17 protein-coding genes are annotated in these 15974 nt (G+C 65.3%); 6 read left to right on the top strand and 11 right to left on the bottom strand.

What is annotated here, in order from left to right:
- Nucleotides 1-85: 85 nt before the first annotated feature.
- The gene (locus RT567_RS06160; RefSeq protein WP_313575058.1) at nucleotides 86-730 is read right to left on the bottom strand and encodes a hypothetical protein; all 645 of its coding nucleotides are present in this window, start codon (nucleotides 728-730) and stop codon (nucleotides 86-88) included.
- Nucleotides 731-865: 135 nt separating this feature from the next.
- Between RT567_RS06160 and gspG the strand changes: the two genes are divergently transcribed.
- The gene (gene gspG, locus RT567_RS06165) at nucleotides 866-1390 is read left to right on the top strand and encodes a type II secretion system major pseudopilin GspG (RefSeq protein WP_313575060.1); all 525 of its coding nucleotides are present in this window, start codon (nucleotides 866-868) and stop codon (nucleotides 1388-1390) included.
- Between the two features lie 16 nt (nucleotides 1391-1406).
- On the top strand, nucleotides 1407-1850 hold the full coding sequence (locus RT567_RS06170) for a Tfp pilus assembly protein FimT/FimU (protein WP_313575062.1): 444 nt from the start codon (nucleotides 1407-1409) through the stop codon (nucleotides 1848-1850).
- A gap of 16 nt (nucleotides 1851-1866) precedes the next feature.
- On the opposite strand, the gene RT567_RS06175 is transcribed toward RT567_RS06170, so the two are convergent.
- From RT567_RS06175 to RT567_RS06185, 3 genes are read right to left on the bottom strand one after another with little or no spacing between them, the layout of a single operon-like run.
- Entirely contained in the window at nucleotides 1867-2949 is a 1083-nt protein-coding gene (locus tag RT567_RS06175) for a hypothetical protein (protein WP_313575064.1), read from the bottom strand.
- Entirely contained in the window at nucleotides 2918-3955 is a 1038-nt protein-coding gene (locus RT567_RS06180) for a type II secretion system protein GspK (protein ID WP_313575066.1), read from the bottom strand. The genes RT567_RS06175 and RT567_RS06180 overlap by 32 nt, the downstream gene beginning before the upstream one ends.
- A 13-nt stretch (nucleotides 3956-3968) precedes the next feature.
- On the bottom strand, nucleotides 3969-4586 hold the full coding sequence (locus tag RT567_RS06185; RefSeq protein WP_313575068.1) for a type II secretion system protein: 618 nt from the start codon (nucleotides 4584-4586) through the stop codon (nucleotides 3969-3971).
- 112 nt (nucleotides 4587-4698) lie between these two features.
- On the opposite strand from RT567_RS06185, the gene RT567_RS06190 reads away from it, so the two are divergent.
- From RT567_RS06190 to rfbB, 3 genes are read left to right on the top strand one after another with little or no spacing between them, the layout of a single operon-like run.
- Entirely contained in the window at nucleotides 4699-5697 is a 999-nt protein-coding gene (locus RT567_RS06190; RefSeq protein WP_313575070.1) for a cell wall hydrolase, read from the top strand.
- Entirely contained in the window at nucleotides 5694-6281 is a 588-nt protein-coding gene (rfbC, locus tag RT567_RS06195; protein ID WP_313575071.1) for a dTDP-4-dehydrorhamnose 3,5-epimerase, read from the top strand. Before RT567_RS06190 ends, rfbC begins: the two co-directional genes overlap by 4 nt.
- A gap of 29 nt (nucleotides 6282-6310) precedes the next feature.
- A complete protein-coding gene (gene rfbB, locus RT567_RS06200; RefSeq protein WP_313575073.1) occupies nucleotides 6311-7375 on the top strand; it encodes a dTDP-glucose 4,6-dehydratase in 1065 nt (354 codons plus the stop codon).
- Here the strand turns inward: rfbB and RT567_RS06205 are convergent.
- The 7 genes from RT567_RS06205 to RT567_RS06235 all read right to left on the bottom strand — a co-directional run bounded on the left by RT567_RS06205 (nucleotide 7359) and on the right by RT567_RS06235 (nucleotide 15022).
- Nucleotides 7359-8207, bottom strand: coding sequence for a hypothetical protein (locus RT567_RS06205; protein WP_313575075.1), 849 nt, complete (start codon nucleotides 8205-8207; stop codon nucleotides 7359-7361). The genes rfbB and RT567_RS06205 overlap by 17 nt on opposite strands.
- Nucleotides 8204-8878 (bottom strand): ABC transporter ATP-binding protein, encoded by a 675-nt coding sequence (locus RT567_RS06210; RefSeq protein ID WP_313575077.1) that lies wholly within the window; start codon nucleotides 8876-8878, stop codon nucleotides 8204-8206. Before RT567_RS06210 ends, RT567_RS06205 begins: the two co-directional genes overlap by 4 nt.
- Nucleotides 8878-10038, bottom strand: a complete 1161-nt coding sequence (locus RT567_RS06215) for a chain-length determining protein (protein WP_313575079.1) — start codon at nucleotides 10036-10038, stop codon at nucleotides 8878-8880. The genes RT567_RS06210 and RT567_RS06215 overlap by 1 nt, the downstream gene beginning before the upstream one ends.
- Before the next feature lie 30 nt (nucleotides 10039-10068).
- Complete coding sequence (locus tag RT567_RS06220) at nucleotides 10069-10842, bottom strand: ABC transporter permease (RefSeq protein WP_313575081.1); 774 nt, start codon at nucleotides 10840-10842, stop codon at nucleotides 10069-10071.
- Between the two features lie 113 nt (nucleotides 10843-10955).
- Nucleotides 10956-12779, bottom strand: coding sequence for an adenylyl-sulfate kinase (gene cysC / locus RT567_RS06225; RefSeq protein WP_313575083.1), 1824 nt, complete (start codon nucleotides 12777-12779; stop codon nucleotides 10956-10958).
- The gene (gene cysD / locus RT567_RS06230; RefSeq protein ID WP_313575085.1) at nucleotides 12776-13696 is read right to left on the bottom strand and encodes a sulfate adenylyltransferase subunit CysD; all 921 of its coding nucleotides are present in this window, start codon (nucleotides 13694-13696) and stop codon (nucleotides 12776-12778) included. Before cysD ends, cysC begins: the two co-directional genes overlap by 4 nt.
- Before the next feature lie 3 nt (nucleotides 13697-13699).
- Nucleotides 13700-15022: a glycosyltransferase family 1 protein gene (locus RT567_RS06235; protein ID WP_313575086.1), complete on the bottom strand. Its 1323-nt coding sequence runs from the start codon at nucleotides 15020-15022 to the stop codon at nucleotides 13700-13702.
- A 240-nt stretch (nucleotides 15023-15262) separates the two neighbouring features.
- Between RT567_RS06235 and RT567_RS06240 the strand changes: the two genes are divergently transcribed.
- On the top strand, nucleotides 15263-15974 hold a 712-nt coding region (locus RT567_RS06240), incomplete at its 3' end, for an outer membrane beta-barrel protein (protein ID WP_313575088.1).

Below are 15974 nucleotides of genomic sequence, written 5' to 3' on the forward strand. Positions count from 1 at the left end.
GGCTCTTCGGGGCGTCCCGGCCAGGTCGTTCCGCTCAGGAAGCTCAGCGCCAGAACGAGCGGCGGCGCCAGCCACAGCAGCGGCTTCACGACGCCTTCTCCGCCAAGTCGGACTGAGCTAGGCGCACGGGGAAGGCCAGACGCAGCCATAGTTTGCCGCTGGTCTGAGGCGGTTCAGCGGCGTCCGTCATCGGTCGCGGCGGGGTCAGTTCATAGCGGAAGCTGACCACGCGAAAGCCCTCGGGCCACTCGCCCAGTTTATCCAGAAAGGCGAAGGTCGGACTCCAACGCAGGTCGGCCTGGATCTCGGCTTCCAGCCACTGGGTCGGGCCGATGGCTTCGACCTTGGCGTTGGTGGTGATGCGCGGGTTGGGCAGGGCGACGGCTTCGGCGGCTTCCACCAGGCGGTGCTCGATCAGCACCTGGGCGACGGCCGGATTGGAGGCTTCAAATCCCCAGGCGTTCATGTCGTCCAGGGCCAGGCGATCGGAGGCCCCTTCGGCGATGCGGCGTGCGGCGTTGGCGGTCAGGCGGGCGGTCGACTGTTCGCTCAAGGCGTCGATATAGGCATCGGCCTGGGTGCTGCGGGATTCGAGGGCGGCCACAGGCGCATAAAAGGCGGCGCCCAGCACGAGCGCGCCAAGAAGCATGCGCTCGCGCGGGGTCGTGCGGCGCAGGCGCTCCTTCAGCGTCTCGATCGACGCGCGCGTCGAAGCGACCATGTCAGCCATGAAGCCTTGCAAGATCTGTCCTGTATCGTGTTGCGGGCGCGCCCAGGCCGCAATTCGCATCGACCCCCCATGCGCCCTGAGCTATAGCAACCGCTAAGCGTCCATAACAGCTTAGAAATCCAGAGTGGTCGATCAATGCTTTCCAGTCTGAACCGACTCCATCGCCGTTTTTCGACCGCCGTTGCCTCTTCGCATCAATCCGAACGTCGTTTCGATACGCGCGCGGCGCGGGCGGGTTATTCCATGCTCGAAATCCTGGTGGTTCTGGCGATCATCGCCTTGATCGCCGCCGTGGTGGGGCCGCGACTGTTCACCCAACTGGACAAGTCCAAGACCCAGACCGCGCGCCTGCAAATCCGCTCGCTGGAAGCGGCGCTCGAGACGATGCGAATCGATATCGGCCGTCTGCCGACCGAGCAGGAGGGCCTGGCCCTGCTGATGCAGGGCAGCGCAGAACAGGCGCCGGGTTGGTCCGGTCCCTATCTGGACAAGGATCTGCCGCCGGATCCCTGGGGCCGTCCCTACATCTATGTGGCGCCCGCAGCCGCAGGTGTGGACGCACCGGCGGAGATGCGCGCGCGGGTCGTCAGCTACGGTGCTGACGGTCAGGAAGGCGGCGAGGGCGTCAACGCCGATGTGTCGTCCGATCAGGCGCGCTAAGCCTGCGCGTCCGCTCTTGGCATGCTTCGCCGGCTCTGGCGGGCGGCGGGCCAAGCGCGGCGGTTACAGCCTGATGGAGATCTTGGTGGTGCTGGCGATCTTCGCGCTCAGCTCCGCTATCATCATGCCTTCGACCTCGCGGATGCTGGACCAGACGACCGCTCATGCGGTCTTCTTCGAGTTCCAGCGTCAGGTGTCCGACCTGCGGCGCGAGGCCAATCGCACCGGGGAGCCGGTCCGGATCATCGATCCTTCCATGACCCCAGCCGAAGGCGATCGCGTACTCGAGTTGCGGACGTCCTGGCGCTACACCCTGGCGCCGGCGCTGGACATCGCCGAGGGCGGCGGATGCGGGTCTGTCAGCGCCAATCTGATCCATCAGGATCGGGTCGTCATGACGCTGCGCACCGATGACGGCGGTTGCCGATTCATCCGCTATCAGACCTCGGCGCCGCGATAGTCGCGGATAGGTCGGGCTAGAGTTCCGGACTCAGCGGCGGCGCCGCTTCGCGGACCTTCATCTCTACGACCAGCGTCTTGGCCGAAGCGTCGGTGCGCGGCCGGACGTCGTGGAAATAGCCGGAGCCTTCGAGGTCCGCGATCAAGCCCGCGATCTTGTCCAGCGCCTCATAGCCGAGGGTGACGCTCAGCATCTCAGCTTCGGCGTTCAGCGCGGTCGGCGTCAGGTCGTGCAGGGCCAGGACGCCGATGGCGGCGCCGGCGGCGCTCAGCGGGCTGGTTCGCTCTTCGATCTGACGATAGGCGACGAGCTTCTTCTGGCTGGCGTCCAGGTTCTGCACGGCGGCGGCGCGCGGGGTGGCGGCGCGGATTTCAGCGGTCTCGGCTTCGACCCGCGCCGTATCCTTGGCCAGTTCATGACCTTGGCCTGCCAGGAAGGCGGCGAAGCACAGGGAGGCGAAGGCCGTCGCGCCGCCCGCCGCCAGGGCCATCTGTTCGCGCGTCAGTTCGACTGGGGCCAGGGCGAAGGCTTCGCGGTTGTCCAGGGCCAACGGCAGGTCGGCCGACGCCGGAGGGGTCTCTGGCGCATTCATTTCGGCGCGTTGCAGGCGCACGAAGGCGGACCAGGCGGCGGCGTCGTAGCGGTCTCGACGCCAGGCGGAGGCGAGCAGCGCCTTGCCCGCCCATAGCTGGGCCTCATAACCCAGTTTCAAGCGCACGATGCGCCAGCCTTCGCCGCGCGGTTGGGCCAGGGTTTCGGGACGGATCAGGGGGCGCGTGGTCACGTCTTTGGCGGTCAGCAGGGCCTCGACGCGATCGGCGTCCCACCACCAGACGCCGAAGTCGTCTCCCGCCTTGGTCAGGGCCGAGCCGGACTGGACATAGGGCGCGCCGAGGCGCGCATGCAGGGCGGCGGCCTGGCGACGTCGGCTGCGCGGCAGGGCGGCGCTCGAAAACAGGGTGAAGGCGCACAGATCGCGCGCCAGCAGCAGAATAGGACGCCGCAGCGATCCGCCCAGCCGTCCGCCGGGGTGGACGACGTCGATGGCGCCGTCGGCGCTGAGCCGCTCAACGCGGGGCGTAAGAAAGTCGAGTTGCATCGGATGTGTCGGCCACGGCTCGGCGAGGAGCTTCTGTCAGTTCAGTCTGGTCGATCCAGAGCGGTTGCTCAAGAGCGGTCGGGGTCAGCGTCAGGCGCGCGCGATAGGTCCAGGCGGATCGGGTGTCGTGCAGGGTCAGGATCGTGACGCCCGAGGGGTAGGTGTAGACCTGCTCAAAGTCGCCGTCGAAGGCGGCGCCTGTGACATTGCTGATGTCGGTCAGCGAGGTCAGCGGGCGGTCTGCGCGGGCGCGGATCAGCGCCTCGGCCTGGCTTTCGTTCAGCCCGAACCAGAGGGCCAGGACCGGCGCGCTGGCGGTGTTCACATTGATAGACGACGCTGTAGGGTCGGCGGCCAGGTGCGGGCGCATCCGTCGCCACGCCTTTGCATCCACGGCTTGACGCGCGCCCAGGATCGACAGCCATTCGGTTGGCCGGATCAGGCGGCGATTGGCGGGTCCGCCATTGGCGTAATCGGCGCGTTCGGCGCCGTTGGGCTGTCTCAGATCATCATAGTCGATGTAGTCCTGAAAACGGGCGATCATGGGCTGACGCTCGCTGGCCTCGACGCCGACGGCTTCGAGGTAACGCTCATGGACCTGGCCGAACAGCATGGCGGTGTTGAGCATGCCTGCCTGATCCTGCAGCCGCAGCACCAGAGGGCCGTCCACATCCATCAGATAGCGGCGGCCGTCGGCGAAAACCTGTTCAACCGGCACGCCAGACGCATTGGACGGCTCTGCGTTGAAGTCGGCGTCGAACGGATTGCGTATGTCATTGACGCCGAAGCCATAGGCGCGCGTCGGTTCCGTCGCGGCCATATAGGCGAGGGCGGCTTCGGCCGTCATGGCGCGCTGCAGGAAACGCACGCGGGCGCGCGCCGCCGCCGCTTCGGCCGTGAGGCTGGCCAGGGCGGTGATGGCCACCAGGAAGATCAGCGTGACCACCCCCGTCACCGCCAGCACCGCCGGCAGGGCGAAGCCGCGACGCGGCCGTGGAGCGGACAAGCAAGCGTCGGGGCTAGAAGTCGACATCGGACCTCACCCATCGTCCGGGCAGTCCGCTCGAGGCGGTCTCGACCACATCCACCGGTCCGGCCTTAAGGCGGACGAACAACTGGCGGCTGCGCATGCCGTCCATGCTCAGGGACTGGTTTCTCGGGGTCTCGAATGTCGGCGTCCAGGCCTGCCCGTCTTCGGAATAGGACAATGCAGCCTCCACGCCCTGCGGCAGGGGCATCAACGTGATGGTCCGGTCGCCGGCCTGGCACAGCACGGCAGGCTCGCCCTCGGTGCGAAGGCTCAGGGTCATGCGGCCGGCCCAGCCTTGGGGCGCGCAACCCGTGGCCCGCTCCATCACCACATCGACCTCCAGCCGATCAGGCGCCGCCAGGATAGGCTGGTCGACGCCTTCCAGCATGGAGGCGGGCGGCCGGACGCTGACGCTGCGGATGATGCTGCGCAGGTCGCTGACGGCGACATCGGCGTCGGCGACCGACATGGCGCGTCGGCCCAACGAAAAACCGCTGTCGCCGGCCTTGATTCCGATCGAGAAGATGACGGCCAGCGCCATGCCGCCGATCGCCAGGACGACCAGGGCTTCGATGAGGGAAAAGCCGGAGCGGCGCGCGGTCTGCATGACAGGGCCTTACTAGGGCCTCGCGTCGCGCCTGCCAATCTCGTCGACCCGCGCTTCTGCTTGGCGCTGATCGTGACGGCTGGTATTCAGAGCGGATAGTTTGTGGGGGGGAATGATGCGCGGCGTCGCTTCGGTGCTGATCGCGGGAGGATTGGGCGTCGCCGGTTGGGCGGGGCTGACCAATCACGTCCCCTTCGCCCAGGCGGAACCCGGCGCGATCAAGCCGATTCCCGCCTATGCTCCGACGACCCCGGCCCTTGCGACGGAGACGGATGCGGATCGTCGAGCCCGCCTGAACGCCCGTCTGCAGACCATGGTCAAGGAAGGCGCGGGCGCGCGTCTGAGCGACGCTCCGCCGACGCCTGTGCGGCCCCGCGCCGAACCTCGCAGAGCTGAAACTCGTCGCACCTCCGGCGCAGGGCGCACGGCGTCTGTGGTTCAGGACGAACCCGCCGCCTCCTTCGCGCCGCCGCCCCTCAACCTATCTGGGACGAGTTCGGCCCGCCGTAACAGCCGCGGCTATGTCGAGCCGACGCTTGACCTGAGAACGCCGCCGCGCATTCCGGACAATGATCTCGAGTGCCTGACCCAGGCGGTCTATTATGAAGCGCGCAACGAGAGCGAATCCGGTCAGGCTGCGGTCGCCGAGGTCGTGCTGAATCGTTCGCGGCACCGCGCCTATCCCAAGGACGTCTGCGAGGTCGTCTATCAGCGCAACAGCCGCACCTGCCAGTTCACCTTCACCTGTGACGGCTCGATCGGTCGTCGTCCCGTCAGCGCTGTCGCCTGGGCGCGCGCCGAGCGTATCGCACGCGAAGTCTATGAAGGCCGCTCGGCCAGCCAGCTGCCCAAGAATTCGGTGAACTATCACGCCAACTATGTCCGCCCATCCTGGGGGCGGAGGCTGGAGCGCGTGCGTCAGATCGGCGCTCATATCTTTTACGGCTCGCCGCTGAACGGCGGCGCCACGCCGGGCGCCTGGGAGCGGGAAGCTGCGCCTGCGCCGCGTCTGCTGTTCGTCCGCAATGAGGCGCTGGACCGCGCCTACGCCCTGATGGCCTCCAAGCCTGCGGCCTCGGCCGAAACGACGTCCAGCCCGGCTGGCTCGTGAACGGAGAGGTCATCCTGTTGCGGACCCCGCGCCACGGCGACGCGCGGGGATGGTTCTCGGAAACCTGGTCCAGGGCGCGTTTCGCCGCCGCCGGCATCGATTGCGACTTCGTGCAGGACAACCAGTCCTGGTCCGAGGCCCAGGGCGTCGTGCGCGGCTTGCATTTTCAGCGTCCGCCCTATGCCCAGGCGAAGCTGGTGCGCTGCCTGCGCGGCGCCATCCTCGATGTCGTGGTCGACCTGCGCGCCGGGGCGCCCAGTTTCGGCCGCGCCCATGCGGTCGAGCTGTCGGCTGAGAGCGGCGATCAGTTGTTCGTGCCGCCGTCCTTCGCCCACGGCTTCGTCACCCTGCGGCCGGGCACGGAGGTCGCCTATAAGGTTTCGGCGCCGTACGCCCCCGAGCATGAGGCGGGCCTGGCGTGGGACGATCCCGACCTCGAGATTTCCTGGCCGGTCACGGCGGACCAGGCGGTTCTGGCGGACCGCGACCGCGCCTGGCCGCGCCTGCGGGATCTGGACACGCCCTTCCGAGGCGATCAGGCCTCGACCCTGTCGGTTGTGGACCTGGGCGCGGTTAGCCGTTAGCCGGGGCGTCTGCGACGAAGGAGACGCTTGTGCGGACATTGCTCACCGGCGGCGCCGGCTTCATCGGCTCGGCTCTGGTTCGCGAGCTTCTGGCGCGTGGCGACGAGGTGCTGGTTGTCGACAAGCTGACCTACGCCGGGGTCGAGGCCTCCCTGGACGAGGTCGCGCTTCATCCCGGTTTCCGCTTCCTCAAGGCCGACATCTGCGATGCGTCGGCCATGGCCGGCGCCTTCCACGATTTTCAGCCGGATCGCGTCGCCCATCTGGCGGCCGAGACGCACGTCGATCGCTCGATCGACGGACCGGCTGTCTTCATCCAGACCAATGTGGTCGGGACGCAGGTTCTGCTCGACCAAGCTTTGGCCTACTGGCGTGGCCTGACCGGCGCGGCGCGCGACGGCTTCCGCTTCCTCCATGTCTCGACGGACGAGGTGTTCGGCTCCCTCGGCGCTGAGGGGCGGTTCGATGAGACGACGCCCTATGATCCGCGCTCGCCCTACTCCGCCTCCAAGGCGGCGTCGGACCACCTGGTGCGCGCCTGGGGCCAGACCTTCGGGCTGCCCGTGCTCATCAGCAACTGCTCCAACAACTACGGCCCCCGACAGTTTCCTGAAAAGCTGATCCCGACCCTGATCCTGCGCGCCCTGTCGGGAGAGAGCCTGCCGATCTACGGCGACGGCCTCAATGTCCGCGACTGGCTGTTCGTCGAGGATCACGCCCGCGCCCTGGCGTTGATGCTGCAGGTGGCCGAGCCGGGGCGCACCTACTGCGTCGGCGGCAATGCGGAACGCACCAATCTGCAGATCGCCGAACGGGTCTGCGAGGCGCTGGACCATCTCCAGCCTCGGTCGGACGGTTTTTCCTACCAAACTCAGATCGTTTTTGTTGAAGATCGGCCGGGGCATGATCGCCGCTACGCAATCGATGCGGGCCGTATTGCTCAAGACCACGCGTGGAGGCCCCGGATCGATTTCGACACAGGGCTTCGCCATACCGTGATCTGGTACCTTGAGCATTCCGACTGGTGGCGACCGTTGACGAAAGACGGCATGGTGCGGATGGGGACGAGAGACTCTCTTAGCTTTCGCGAATAATCGTCAGGTCCGATATAGCGACCTCGCCGTGGAATGCGCCTTCCCTCAGAAGGACGCGAAACTCGCATGATGCTCGCTCTAACCAGTCGAAAGACATTTCAAGCTCGTACATCCCGGCCTTGCCGGGACGGAATTCGTAGCTTGAATAATGCTCAACTCCGCCCCAATCGACGCGAAATAGATAGCGGCTGGCGTAGTCGTCGAATGTGATTCTGAAGCGCGCTTTCCAGCGGCCGACAGGCATGACGATGTAGGGGCCGAACGCCAGGAAGCGCGGCCGCCCGGTAAGGTCTAGAACCGCGAAGTCGCCGTCACGTTGGAAGGGAGAGCTCCATGAGAATATCTCCACCGGCCAGATGGCCTTGTCCTTCAGGTGTATCTCTAAGGCTGTGGCGAGAGGGGTAGTGGAAGGTGAACCTTTGGGAGGCGAGGATACGATGAGGCCGGGCAGTATTTCCAGAGGGCTGCTGTTAAAGCTCTCTGAACTGAAAATCCGCTCAGGCGGAAGTAGAGCCAACTGTGCGAAACCGTCCGTGACGGCTCGCACGACATCGTGCCGTTCTGATGTCGACAGACTATTCTGCGTCGCTACATCGAGAGAGCCGATGACAGCGGCGATCCGAGCCGGATCGGATTGGATGGAAAGCGCCGATGTGACGTTGGCGGTCAGTAGAAGCGGCCGTGTGTTCCAGTCCGTTTCGCCGCCCTGGTCCCATTCGAAAATGGTCCGCCCGGCTTTCGCGGCGGCTTGATACAGACTGTCGCGCCATGCCTCTTGATCAGGCGTGTAGGGCAGCACAAGCCAGTCACTTAAAATCCAGTTTTCGTTCATGCTGCCCGTAACCAAGTGTAGACTTCGACGGCTTCTTCGACATCGTTAAACATCTTGGCTCGGCCGCTTTCGATAATGACGGCGCGATCACAGTAATTGGCGATCAGATGCGTATCGTGGGAAGCCATCAGGAAGGCTCGGTTCGCGCGATGTTCGAAAAGCGCAACTTGACATTTTCGTTGAAATCGAGCGTCGCCTACGGCCACCAGTTCATCTATCAGGTAGCAGTCAAACTCAATCGCAAGCGACAGGCCGAAGGCTAGTCGAGCGCGCATGCCTGACGAATACTGACGTACTGGTTCCCGCAACGCCTTACCCAATTCGGCGAAGTCGTCTACCAACTCGACCAGTTCTTGGTAGTTCTTACGGTAGAGGCGTGCCAAGAACCGGATGTTGTCCAAACCTGACAGGCTGCCCTGAAACCCGCCGCCGAAACCGATGGGCCAGGACGATGTCATGCGCCAGTCGATCTTGCCCGTCGTCGCTGGGAGAACGCCGCCCAGCATTTTAATCAATGTGGATTTTCCTTGACCGTTTCGTCCGAGAAGCGCGAGTCGACCATCTCTTGCCAAGTCAAAGTTGACGTCGGAGAACAAAGCCTTAGAGGCGCCGTGATAGGTCTTCCCAACGCCTTGTACGCAGAGGCCGGGGAGTTCATCTGGGCTGTCCATCAGTCCTGCTTGTGCTCGCGCACCCCAGCCCATACCAACCAGCCCACGCCATAGAAGAGCAGGCAGGTGGCGAAGATGGTGAGAATGGCGGTCCAGCGACGTGGTTCGGTCGACTTGTCCGGCAAGCTGGGCGTGACGATGCGTTCCAGATACAGCTTCTGGCGCCGTGCTTCCTGTTCCGCAGTCAGCAGCGCGGCGGTGGCCTGGGCGAGTTGCTTGTCCGCGATCTCGCGGCGCAGGGTCAAATCTTCAAAGGCGCCGACCTTGGGGGCGAGTGAGGACGCGCTACCGGTCATCTTCGCGCGCGCTTCCGTCACCTGACGCTCGTAGGCGGCGATGCGGTTGTCGATCAGCGGCAGTTGCGGGCTGGACGGGGCCTGTGAGGCAAGCTGGGCGCGCTCGGCGCGCAGTTCGGCTATTGCCACCAGCAGGCCGCTGATGACGCTGGAGTTCTCAGTGACGGCCAGGCGAGGATCGATGAACTCGGCGCTGTTACGCAGGGCGGTCAGGGCTTGTTGAGACGCCGCCACCTCTGTCTGCGCGCGCTCGAGCGCAGCCTGCGCATCTTTGATCGCGTTCATGGCCGAACGGTCATTTAGGCGGTTGATCAACGCTTCGCCGTTGTCCAGCAACGCCAGGTTCAACGCCTGGGCGTCCTTAGGCGAGAAGGCCTCGACGCGGATCGTGCTGATGCCGGTTGTGGCGTCGTAGCCGACTGTCAGCAAGCGCTGGAAGGCCTTGTGGCGGGCCTCGTCGCTTCGCTGTTCCCATAGGCGTGGGTAGCGTGACAGGGGATCCGTCCCGGGCCGCGACAGAAGTTGGTCGAGATCGAAGCGGCGTCCCAATTCATGGATGCTGTCACGCGAGGCGATGTACTCATGAATGGCGTAAGCGTCATTCATCCCGGTCGAGAAGCCCACGCTCTGTAGCGCGAAACCCATGGCTGAGGGTTGGCCGACGCTGGGAGAACGTACGACGAAGCGAGCTTCCGACACATAACGAGGCGACGCGATCACCAGATAGTAGAGCGCGGCGAGCAAGGTCGGCGCAGCCACGATCAGCATGAAGCCCAAGGGCAGCCGCCGCCAGCTCCAGCGCTTCTTCGCCGGCCCGCTCAAGGCCTTGTGCGGGCCTACGTATTTGATTTGGGTGTCGGTCATGGTGTCATTCAATAGAGACGAATGGGCGGGCTAGTCGACAATGATTCTGCTACGGGCTCCGGCGATCAGCGCTAGGCCCAGCACATTGAAGATTGCTCCCCAGATCAGGCCGTAGGCTACGTTATAGTGGGTGGGCACGAATTCGCTGAATACGCCTGCCCGGACCATTTCAACGCCGTGGACGAAGGGGACGTAGAGGATGACTTCCCGAAGGTTGGGGGGGAGCCATTCGACCATCATGAAGACCCCGGACAGGGGAATGAGCAAATAACCGACCAGCCCTGTCACGCGTTCGAAGCTTTCATAGCGCATGGCGAGGCCAGTCAAGATCAAGGAAAATCCTGTCGACATCCATGCGATCAGAAGCCATCCTCCGTAAAATAACAGATAGTTATGGGGAAGAGAAACTTGCCGGAGCGCGAGCAGGACGGCGTAGACAACTATGAAGGCGGCGGTCGTCCCTGCGACTTCCAGCATCACCCGTGCGGTAAAAACGTGGATCGGAGACACTTGCCGATGGTAAAGCAGGCCAAGATTAGCTTGAAGGGCGTTCACTAGGGCCCCGATCATGTGGCGGATCAGGATCAGGCACATGTAACCCGTCATCACGAACGGGGCCAATTTGATCCCATGTTCGTAAGCTGGTTTGGTGAAGGTCCATAGAACGAGGACGCCTAGGCAGAACACTAGCGGTTCGCCAATGATCCACGCCATGCCTAGGCCTTCGCGGCCGAAGCGGGTGGTCATCTCGCGCATCATCAAGGCGCCGGCGATGCGGATGTGATGGGTGACAGAGGCGATCATGTAAACTGGACGAATCGCTCCGCGCGAAGAATGGCGAGACAATGCGGCCCCACGGGACTATCGCGCGAACATAGACGAGCGTGGGGGGATCGCAAGATGAAGATGGGGGGGATTCAGCGGTTGGGGTCTTGAAGCGCCGCTGCGATTGCGCATGCTGCTTCTTCTGCTGATGCCTGGTCCGAGCGTATATGGATTTCCGGCTCCAACGGCGCCTCATAGGGGCTGCCGATGCCGGTGAAGTTCGTCAGCTCGCCGCGCCGGGCCTTGGCGTAGAGCCCCTTGACGTCGCGGGCTTCGGCCACCGCCAGGGGGGCGTCGACGAACACCTCCAGGAAGGCGACGTCGCCCATCATCTCGCGCGCCATCGCGCGCTCGGCTCGGAAGGGCGAAATCAGGCAGACCAGGACGATCAGGCCGGCGTCGGCCATCATCTTGGCGGCTTCGGCGGCGCGGCGGATGTTCTCGACCCGGTCCGCGTCGGTGAAGCCCAGGTCGCGGCTCAACCCGTGGCGCAGGTTGTCGCCGTCGATCAGATAGGTGTGGCGCCCTTCGGCGGCCAACTGTTCCTCGACCAGGTTGGCGATGGTGGATTTGCCGGATCCCGACAGGCCGGTGAACCACAGCACGGCGGGCGTCTGTTGCTTCAAGGCGGCGCGGCGGGCGCGGTCGACCCTGATCGACTGGCGATGGATGTTGTGGGCGCGGCGTAGGGCGAAGCGGATCATGCCCGCCCCGACTGTCGCTTGGCTTATCCGGTCGATGAGGATGAAGCCGCCCAGCTGACGGTCGATCTCATAGGGGGCGAAGGCGATGTCGGCGCCGAGCGACAGGTGGCAGACGCCGATGTCGTTCAACTCCAGCGTCCGCGCCGCCAGCGCCTCCAGGGTGTTGACGTTCACCTTGTGGCGGATGTCGGTGACGGAGGCGGATACCGTGCGGGTTCCCAGCTTGAGATCATATTGGCGGCCAGGCAGCAGGGCCGCCTCATCCATCCATATGACCGTCGCCTCGAACTGATCGGCGGCTTCCAGCGGGTCGGCCGCCGCGCACAGGACGTCGCCGCGCGACAGGTCGATCTCGTCTGTCAGGGTCAGCATGACCGATTGACCCGCGATGGCGGCGTCACGGTCGCCTTCGGGCGCCAGCAGGCGCGCCACCTGCGACACGACCCCTGACGGCACGGCCCGGACCGCGTCCCCTGGGCGCGCCGCGCCGGAGGCGATCAGGCCCGTATAGGCGCGCAGATCCTGATTGGGGCGCACGACCCCCTGCACAGGAAGGCGGAAGGCGCGGTCCGGCTCCGCTGCGACGACCGGTAGGGCCTCCAGAGCCTCGATCAGGGTAGGGCCATCGAACCAGTCGCCGCCGCGCTTGACCACATTGTCGCCGGTCGCGCCGGAAAGGGGAATGGCCTGCGCCTCCAGATCGATCCGGCGGGCATAGGCGTCGAACTCGGTCGCAATCCGCGCGAAGACTTCGGCTGACCAGTCCGCCAGGTCCATCTTGGTCACGGCCAGGATGACGCGCTTCACTCCCATCAGGGCCAGGATGTGGGCGTGGCGGCGCGTCTGGGTCAGAACTCCCTTGCGCGCATCCACCAGAATGACGGCGGCGTCGGCGGTCGAGGCGCCGGTCGCCATGTTGCGCGTGTACTGTTCGTGTCCCGGCGTGTCGGCGACGATGAAGCTGCGCTTCGCGGTCGAGAAATAGCGGTAGGCGACATCGATGGTGATGCCCTGTTCGCGCTCGGCCAGCAGGCCGTCGACCAGGCGCGAGAAGTCGGGCTGGCCGTCCGCGTCCAGAATGCTCGCCAACTGGTCTTCGGGCACGGCGCCTAGGTCATGCAGCAGGCGGCCGATCAGGGTCGACTTGCCGTCATCGACCGAGCCGCAGGTGATGAAGCGCAGCAGGTCTCGCTGAGGGGAGGGGGTGCTCAAAAATAACCCTCCTGCTTCTTGCGTTCCATCGATCCGGCCTGGTCGCGGTCGATCAGCCGGCCCTGGCGTTCGGATGTGCGCGAGGCGCGCATCTCGGCGATGATCTCTTCCAGACTGGCGGCCTGGCTCTCGATCGCGCCGGACAGGGGGTAGCAGCCCAGGGTGCGGAAACGCACAGTGCGGATTTCAGGGGTCTCGCCTGGCAGCAGCCGCATCCGTGCATCATCGACCACGATCAGCGAGCCTTCGCGCCGGACCACGGGGCGCGGGGCGGCGAAATAGAGATCCACGACGGGGATATTTTCGGCGGCGATGTAGTCCCAGACGTCGAACTCGGTCCAGTTCGACAGGGGGAAGACGCGCATGCTTTCCCCCGGCGAAACGCGGGCGTTGTAGAGGTTCCACAGCTCCGGGCGCTGGCGGCGCGGATCCCAGCGATGGCCGGGGCCGCGGAACGAGAAGACACGCTCCTTGGCGCGGCTGGCCTCTTCGTCGCGGCGGGCGCCGCCGATGGCGGCGTCGAAGCCGTGCAGATCCAGCGCCTGCTTCAGTCCTTGCGTCTTCCAAAGGTCCGTATGAACGGCCGAGCCGTGGTCAAACGGATTGATCTCCCGGCTTTCGGCTTCCGGGTTACGGTAGACGATCAGCCGTGCGCCGCTCTCGGCCGCCATGCGATCGCGCAGGGCGTACATGGCCCGGAACTTCCAGGTCGTGTCGACGTGCAGCAGGGGGAAGGGCGGCGGGGCCGGATAGAAGGCCTTGCGCGCCAGGTGCAGTAGGGCGGCGGAATCCTTGCCGATCGAATAGAGCAGCACGGGGCGGGCGCATTCGGCCGCCACCTCGCGCAAGATGTGGATGCTTTCCGCCTCCAGCCTCTCAAGATGGCTCAGGCGTTGCGGCGAGAGTGGAGCTGGCATGGGTCAGGTCGTCGCCAGGCCGACCTTGGCGTACAACGCCCGCAGCCGCGCCTGATAGGCTTCGGGGGTGAACTTTCCGGCCTGGGCCAGGCCGCGGGTTTCCAGCTCGGCGCGCAGGGCTTCGTCGGCGTCCAGGGCCTGGATGCCGCGCGTGATGGCCTGGACGTCATAAGGGTCGACGACGACGGCCGCGTCGCCGGCCACCTCGGGCAGGGAGCCGCCGGTCGAGGTCAGCACCGCCGTCGACAGGGCCATGGATTCCAGCACTGGCAGGCCGAAGCCTTCATACAGGGACGGGAACAGCGTGGCCTTTGCGCCTCGGATCAGGCTGATCAGCATGGAGAAGGGCATGTATTCGTACTGGCGGATACGGTCGGCGCTGGGGCCGCCGTCGCGCTTGACCTGGTTCAACAGGGCGGTCTCGCCCTCGTCCAGCCAGGCGCGGCCGCCGATGATGACCAGGGGCGTCTTGCTGCCCGAGGCGAGATAGGCCTCGACGATCCGACCCAGGTTCTTCTTAGGCTCGATGGCTCCGAAGTGGAGGAAGTAGCCCTTCCATCCCAGGTTGAAGACGCCTTCCAGCTCCAGCTCCACCTCGGCCTGACTGCGCTCCGTCAGCGCCGTCGGCAGGTGGACGGCCTGATAGGTGTTTGTCACGCGGTCTTCGGACACGCCCAACAGGCGGATGACGTCCTGGCGGGTGGTTTCCGAGACGACGGCGATGTGATCGGCGCGCGCAGCCACGGCCTGGCACAGCTTCATGTACACCGCTTTGTCGTCCATCGTGGTGTGCGGCAGGCGCAGCGGGATCAGGTCGTGGATGGTGTAAATGTTCGGCGCGCCCTGGGCGTAGAGGGGCAGGGTTGCCGTCCAGTGCATCACGTCGGGCGCAGGCGCATCGGTCGTGGCCTCGAAGCGGACTGGTGTTTCCTTGCTGTAGGCGGCGAAGCAACGATTGGCGGTCTGGAACAGGTTTTGCGCGGCCCAGAAACGATCCACGGCTGGGCGGCCTCCGCCGCGGCTGGGCCAGATCACCTCGCCTGAGGGCAAGATGGCGTGGGCCTCACGACCGAAGCGCGACATGTAGGTGTCGCTGAAGCGCTGCATCTTCTTCTTGCGGTTCAGCTTTTCGGGCGGACGTTCGGCGTCGGTCAGAGCGGTTTCGTTGACGACGTTACTCGCGCGGCGCGGCGCGGGGGGGCCGTACAGCGCCTGGGTTCCCAGACCGATTTCGCGCGCGTTGATCAGCAGGTTCTGGCCATAGGTGGCGATGCCCGATCCCTTCGCCAGCGCCAGATTAAAGCCGTCAATGCAGATGGAAGCCATGGTGTCCAATAGGTCGTCGCAATTGGGCGGATGTGGACGACAGGGCGGGCGGCAGGTCAAGAGGGCAGGCGCGCTTGGCGTTTACCCTCTGTTTATTTCTGTAGCGCGTGAGCCACTCTTCTCAAATTACCTGTGGCTTTGATGCCTTTATGCTCGACCAGAAATGGCAACGCTGGTAGGGACGCGACAGGTGACTTTCTAGTCGCCCACCTGTCAATAGACCTCGGAGGGCCGCATCCTATGCGTGTCAAGAGTTTGATCCTGGCGTCGAGCGCAGCGGCCGCCCTGGCCCTGTCGGCCGGCGCTGCTTCGGCTGAGCCCGATGGCTGGTACGGCGCGATCGACGCCGGCTACCACATCATCGACGACATCAACACGGAAGCGTCGGCGACCGGCCACCACTGGAACTGGGAAGTCAACGACGGCTGGGCGGCCTTTGCTCGCCTCGGCTACCGTTTCAACCCGAACTGGCGCATGGAACTCGAAGGCGGCTACCGCTCGGGCGACATCGGCAAGGTGCGCGCTGTCTCGGGCCCGAACGGCCTGTGCAACCTGACGCCGGCCACCGGCCCGTGCCACTCGCCGGAAGGCGACATCGAGTCGACGACTCTGATGGCCAACGTCCTGTACGACTTCGGTTCGCCGGACTGGACCATCCGTCCGTTCGTCGGCCTGGGCGTCGGTGTGAACCGCGTCAACGTCGACACCACCGGCCGTCTGCGTCAGACCCCGTCGGTGACGCTGACCGCCGACGACACCTCGACCAAGTTCGCTGCGCAGGCCCTGGCCGGCGTCGCTTGGGCTGTGGGCGACCGCGCCAACATCGACCTGACCTACCGTTACCTGACGGGTGACGCCGAGTTCGACACCGCAACGTCGGGCGCTGGCGCCATTCCGTTCGGCACCCTGTCGGGCGACTACGACCAGTCGCACACCGTGACGCTGGGCCTGC

The sequence above is a fragment of the Brevundimonas sp. genome (genome assembly GCF_032107865.1).
Taxonomy (GTDB): domain Bacteria; phylum Pseudomonadota; class Alphaproteobacteria; order Caulobacterales; family Caulobacteraceae; genus Brevundimonas.

What these genes read in the sequence shown, in the direction of transcription:
- RT567_RS06160 (WP_313575058.1), bottom strand. Translation starts at nt 730, where the DNA reads ATGGCTGACATGGTCGCTTCGACGCGCGCGTCGATCGAGACGCTGAAG.
- gspG (WP_313575060.1), top strand. Translation starts at nt 866, where the DNA reads ATGCTTTCCAGTCTGAACCGACTCCATCGCCGTTTTTCGACCGCCGTT.
- RT567_RS06175 (WP_313575064.1), bottom strand. Translation starts at nt 2,949, where the DNA reads ATGCAACTCGACTTTCTTACGCCCCGCGTTGAGCGGCTCAGCGCCGAC.
- RT567_RS06185 (WP_313575068.1), bottom strand. Translation starts at nt 4,586, where the DNA reads ATGCAGACCGCGCGCCGCTCCGGCTTTTCCCTCATCGAAGCCCTGGTC.
- RT567_RS06190 (WP_313575070.1), top strand. Translation starts at nt 4,699, where the DNA reads ATGATGCGCGGCGTCGCTTCGGTGCTGATCGCGGGAGGATTGGGCGTC.
- RT567_RS06205 (WP_313575075.1), bottom strand. Translation starts at nt 8,207, where the DNA reads ATGAACGAAAACTGGATTTTAAGTGACTGGCTTGTGCTGCCCTACACG.
- RT567_RS06210 (WP_313575077.1), bottom strand. Translation starts at nt 8,878, where the DNA reads ATGGACAGCCCAGATGAACTCCCCGGCCTCTGCGTACAAGGCGTTGGG.
- RT567_RS06215 (WP_313575079.1), bottom strand. Translation starts at nt 10,038, where the DNA reads ATGACCGACACCCAAATCAAATACGTAGGCCCGCACAAGGCCTTGAGC.
- RT567_RS06220 (WP_313575081.1), bottom strand. Translation starts at nt 10,842, where the DNA reads ATGATCGCCTCTGTCACCCATCACATCCGCATCGCCGGCGCCTTGATG.
- cysD (WP_313575085.1), bottom strand. Translation starts at nt 13,696, where the DNA reads ATGCCAGCTCCACTCTCGCCGCAACGCCTGAGCCATCTTGAGAGGCTG.
- RT567_RS06235 (WP_313575086.1), bottom strand. Translation starts at nt 15,022, where the DNA reads ATGGCTTCCATCTGCATTGACGGCTTTAATCTGGCGCTGGCGAAGGGA.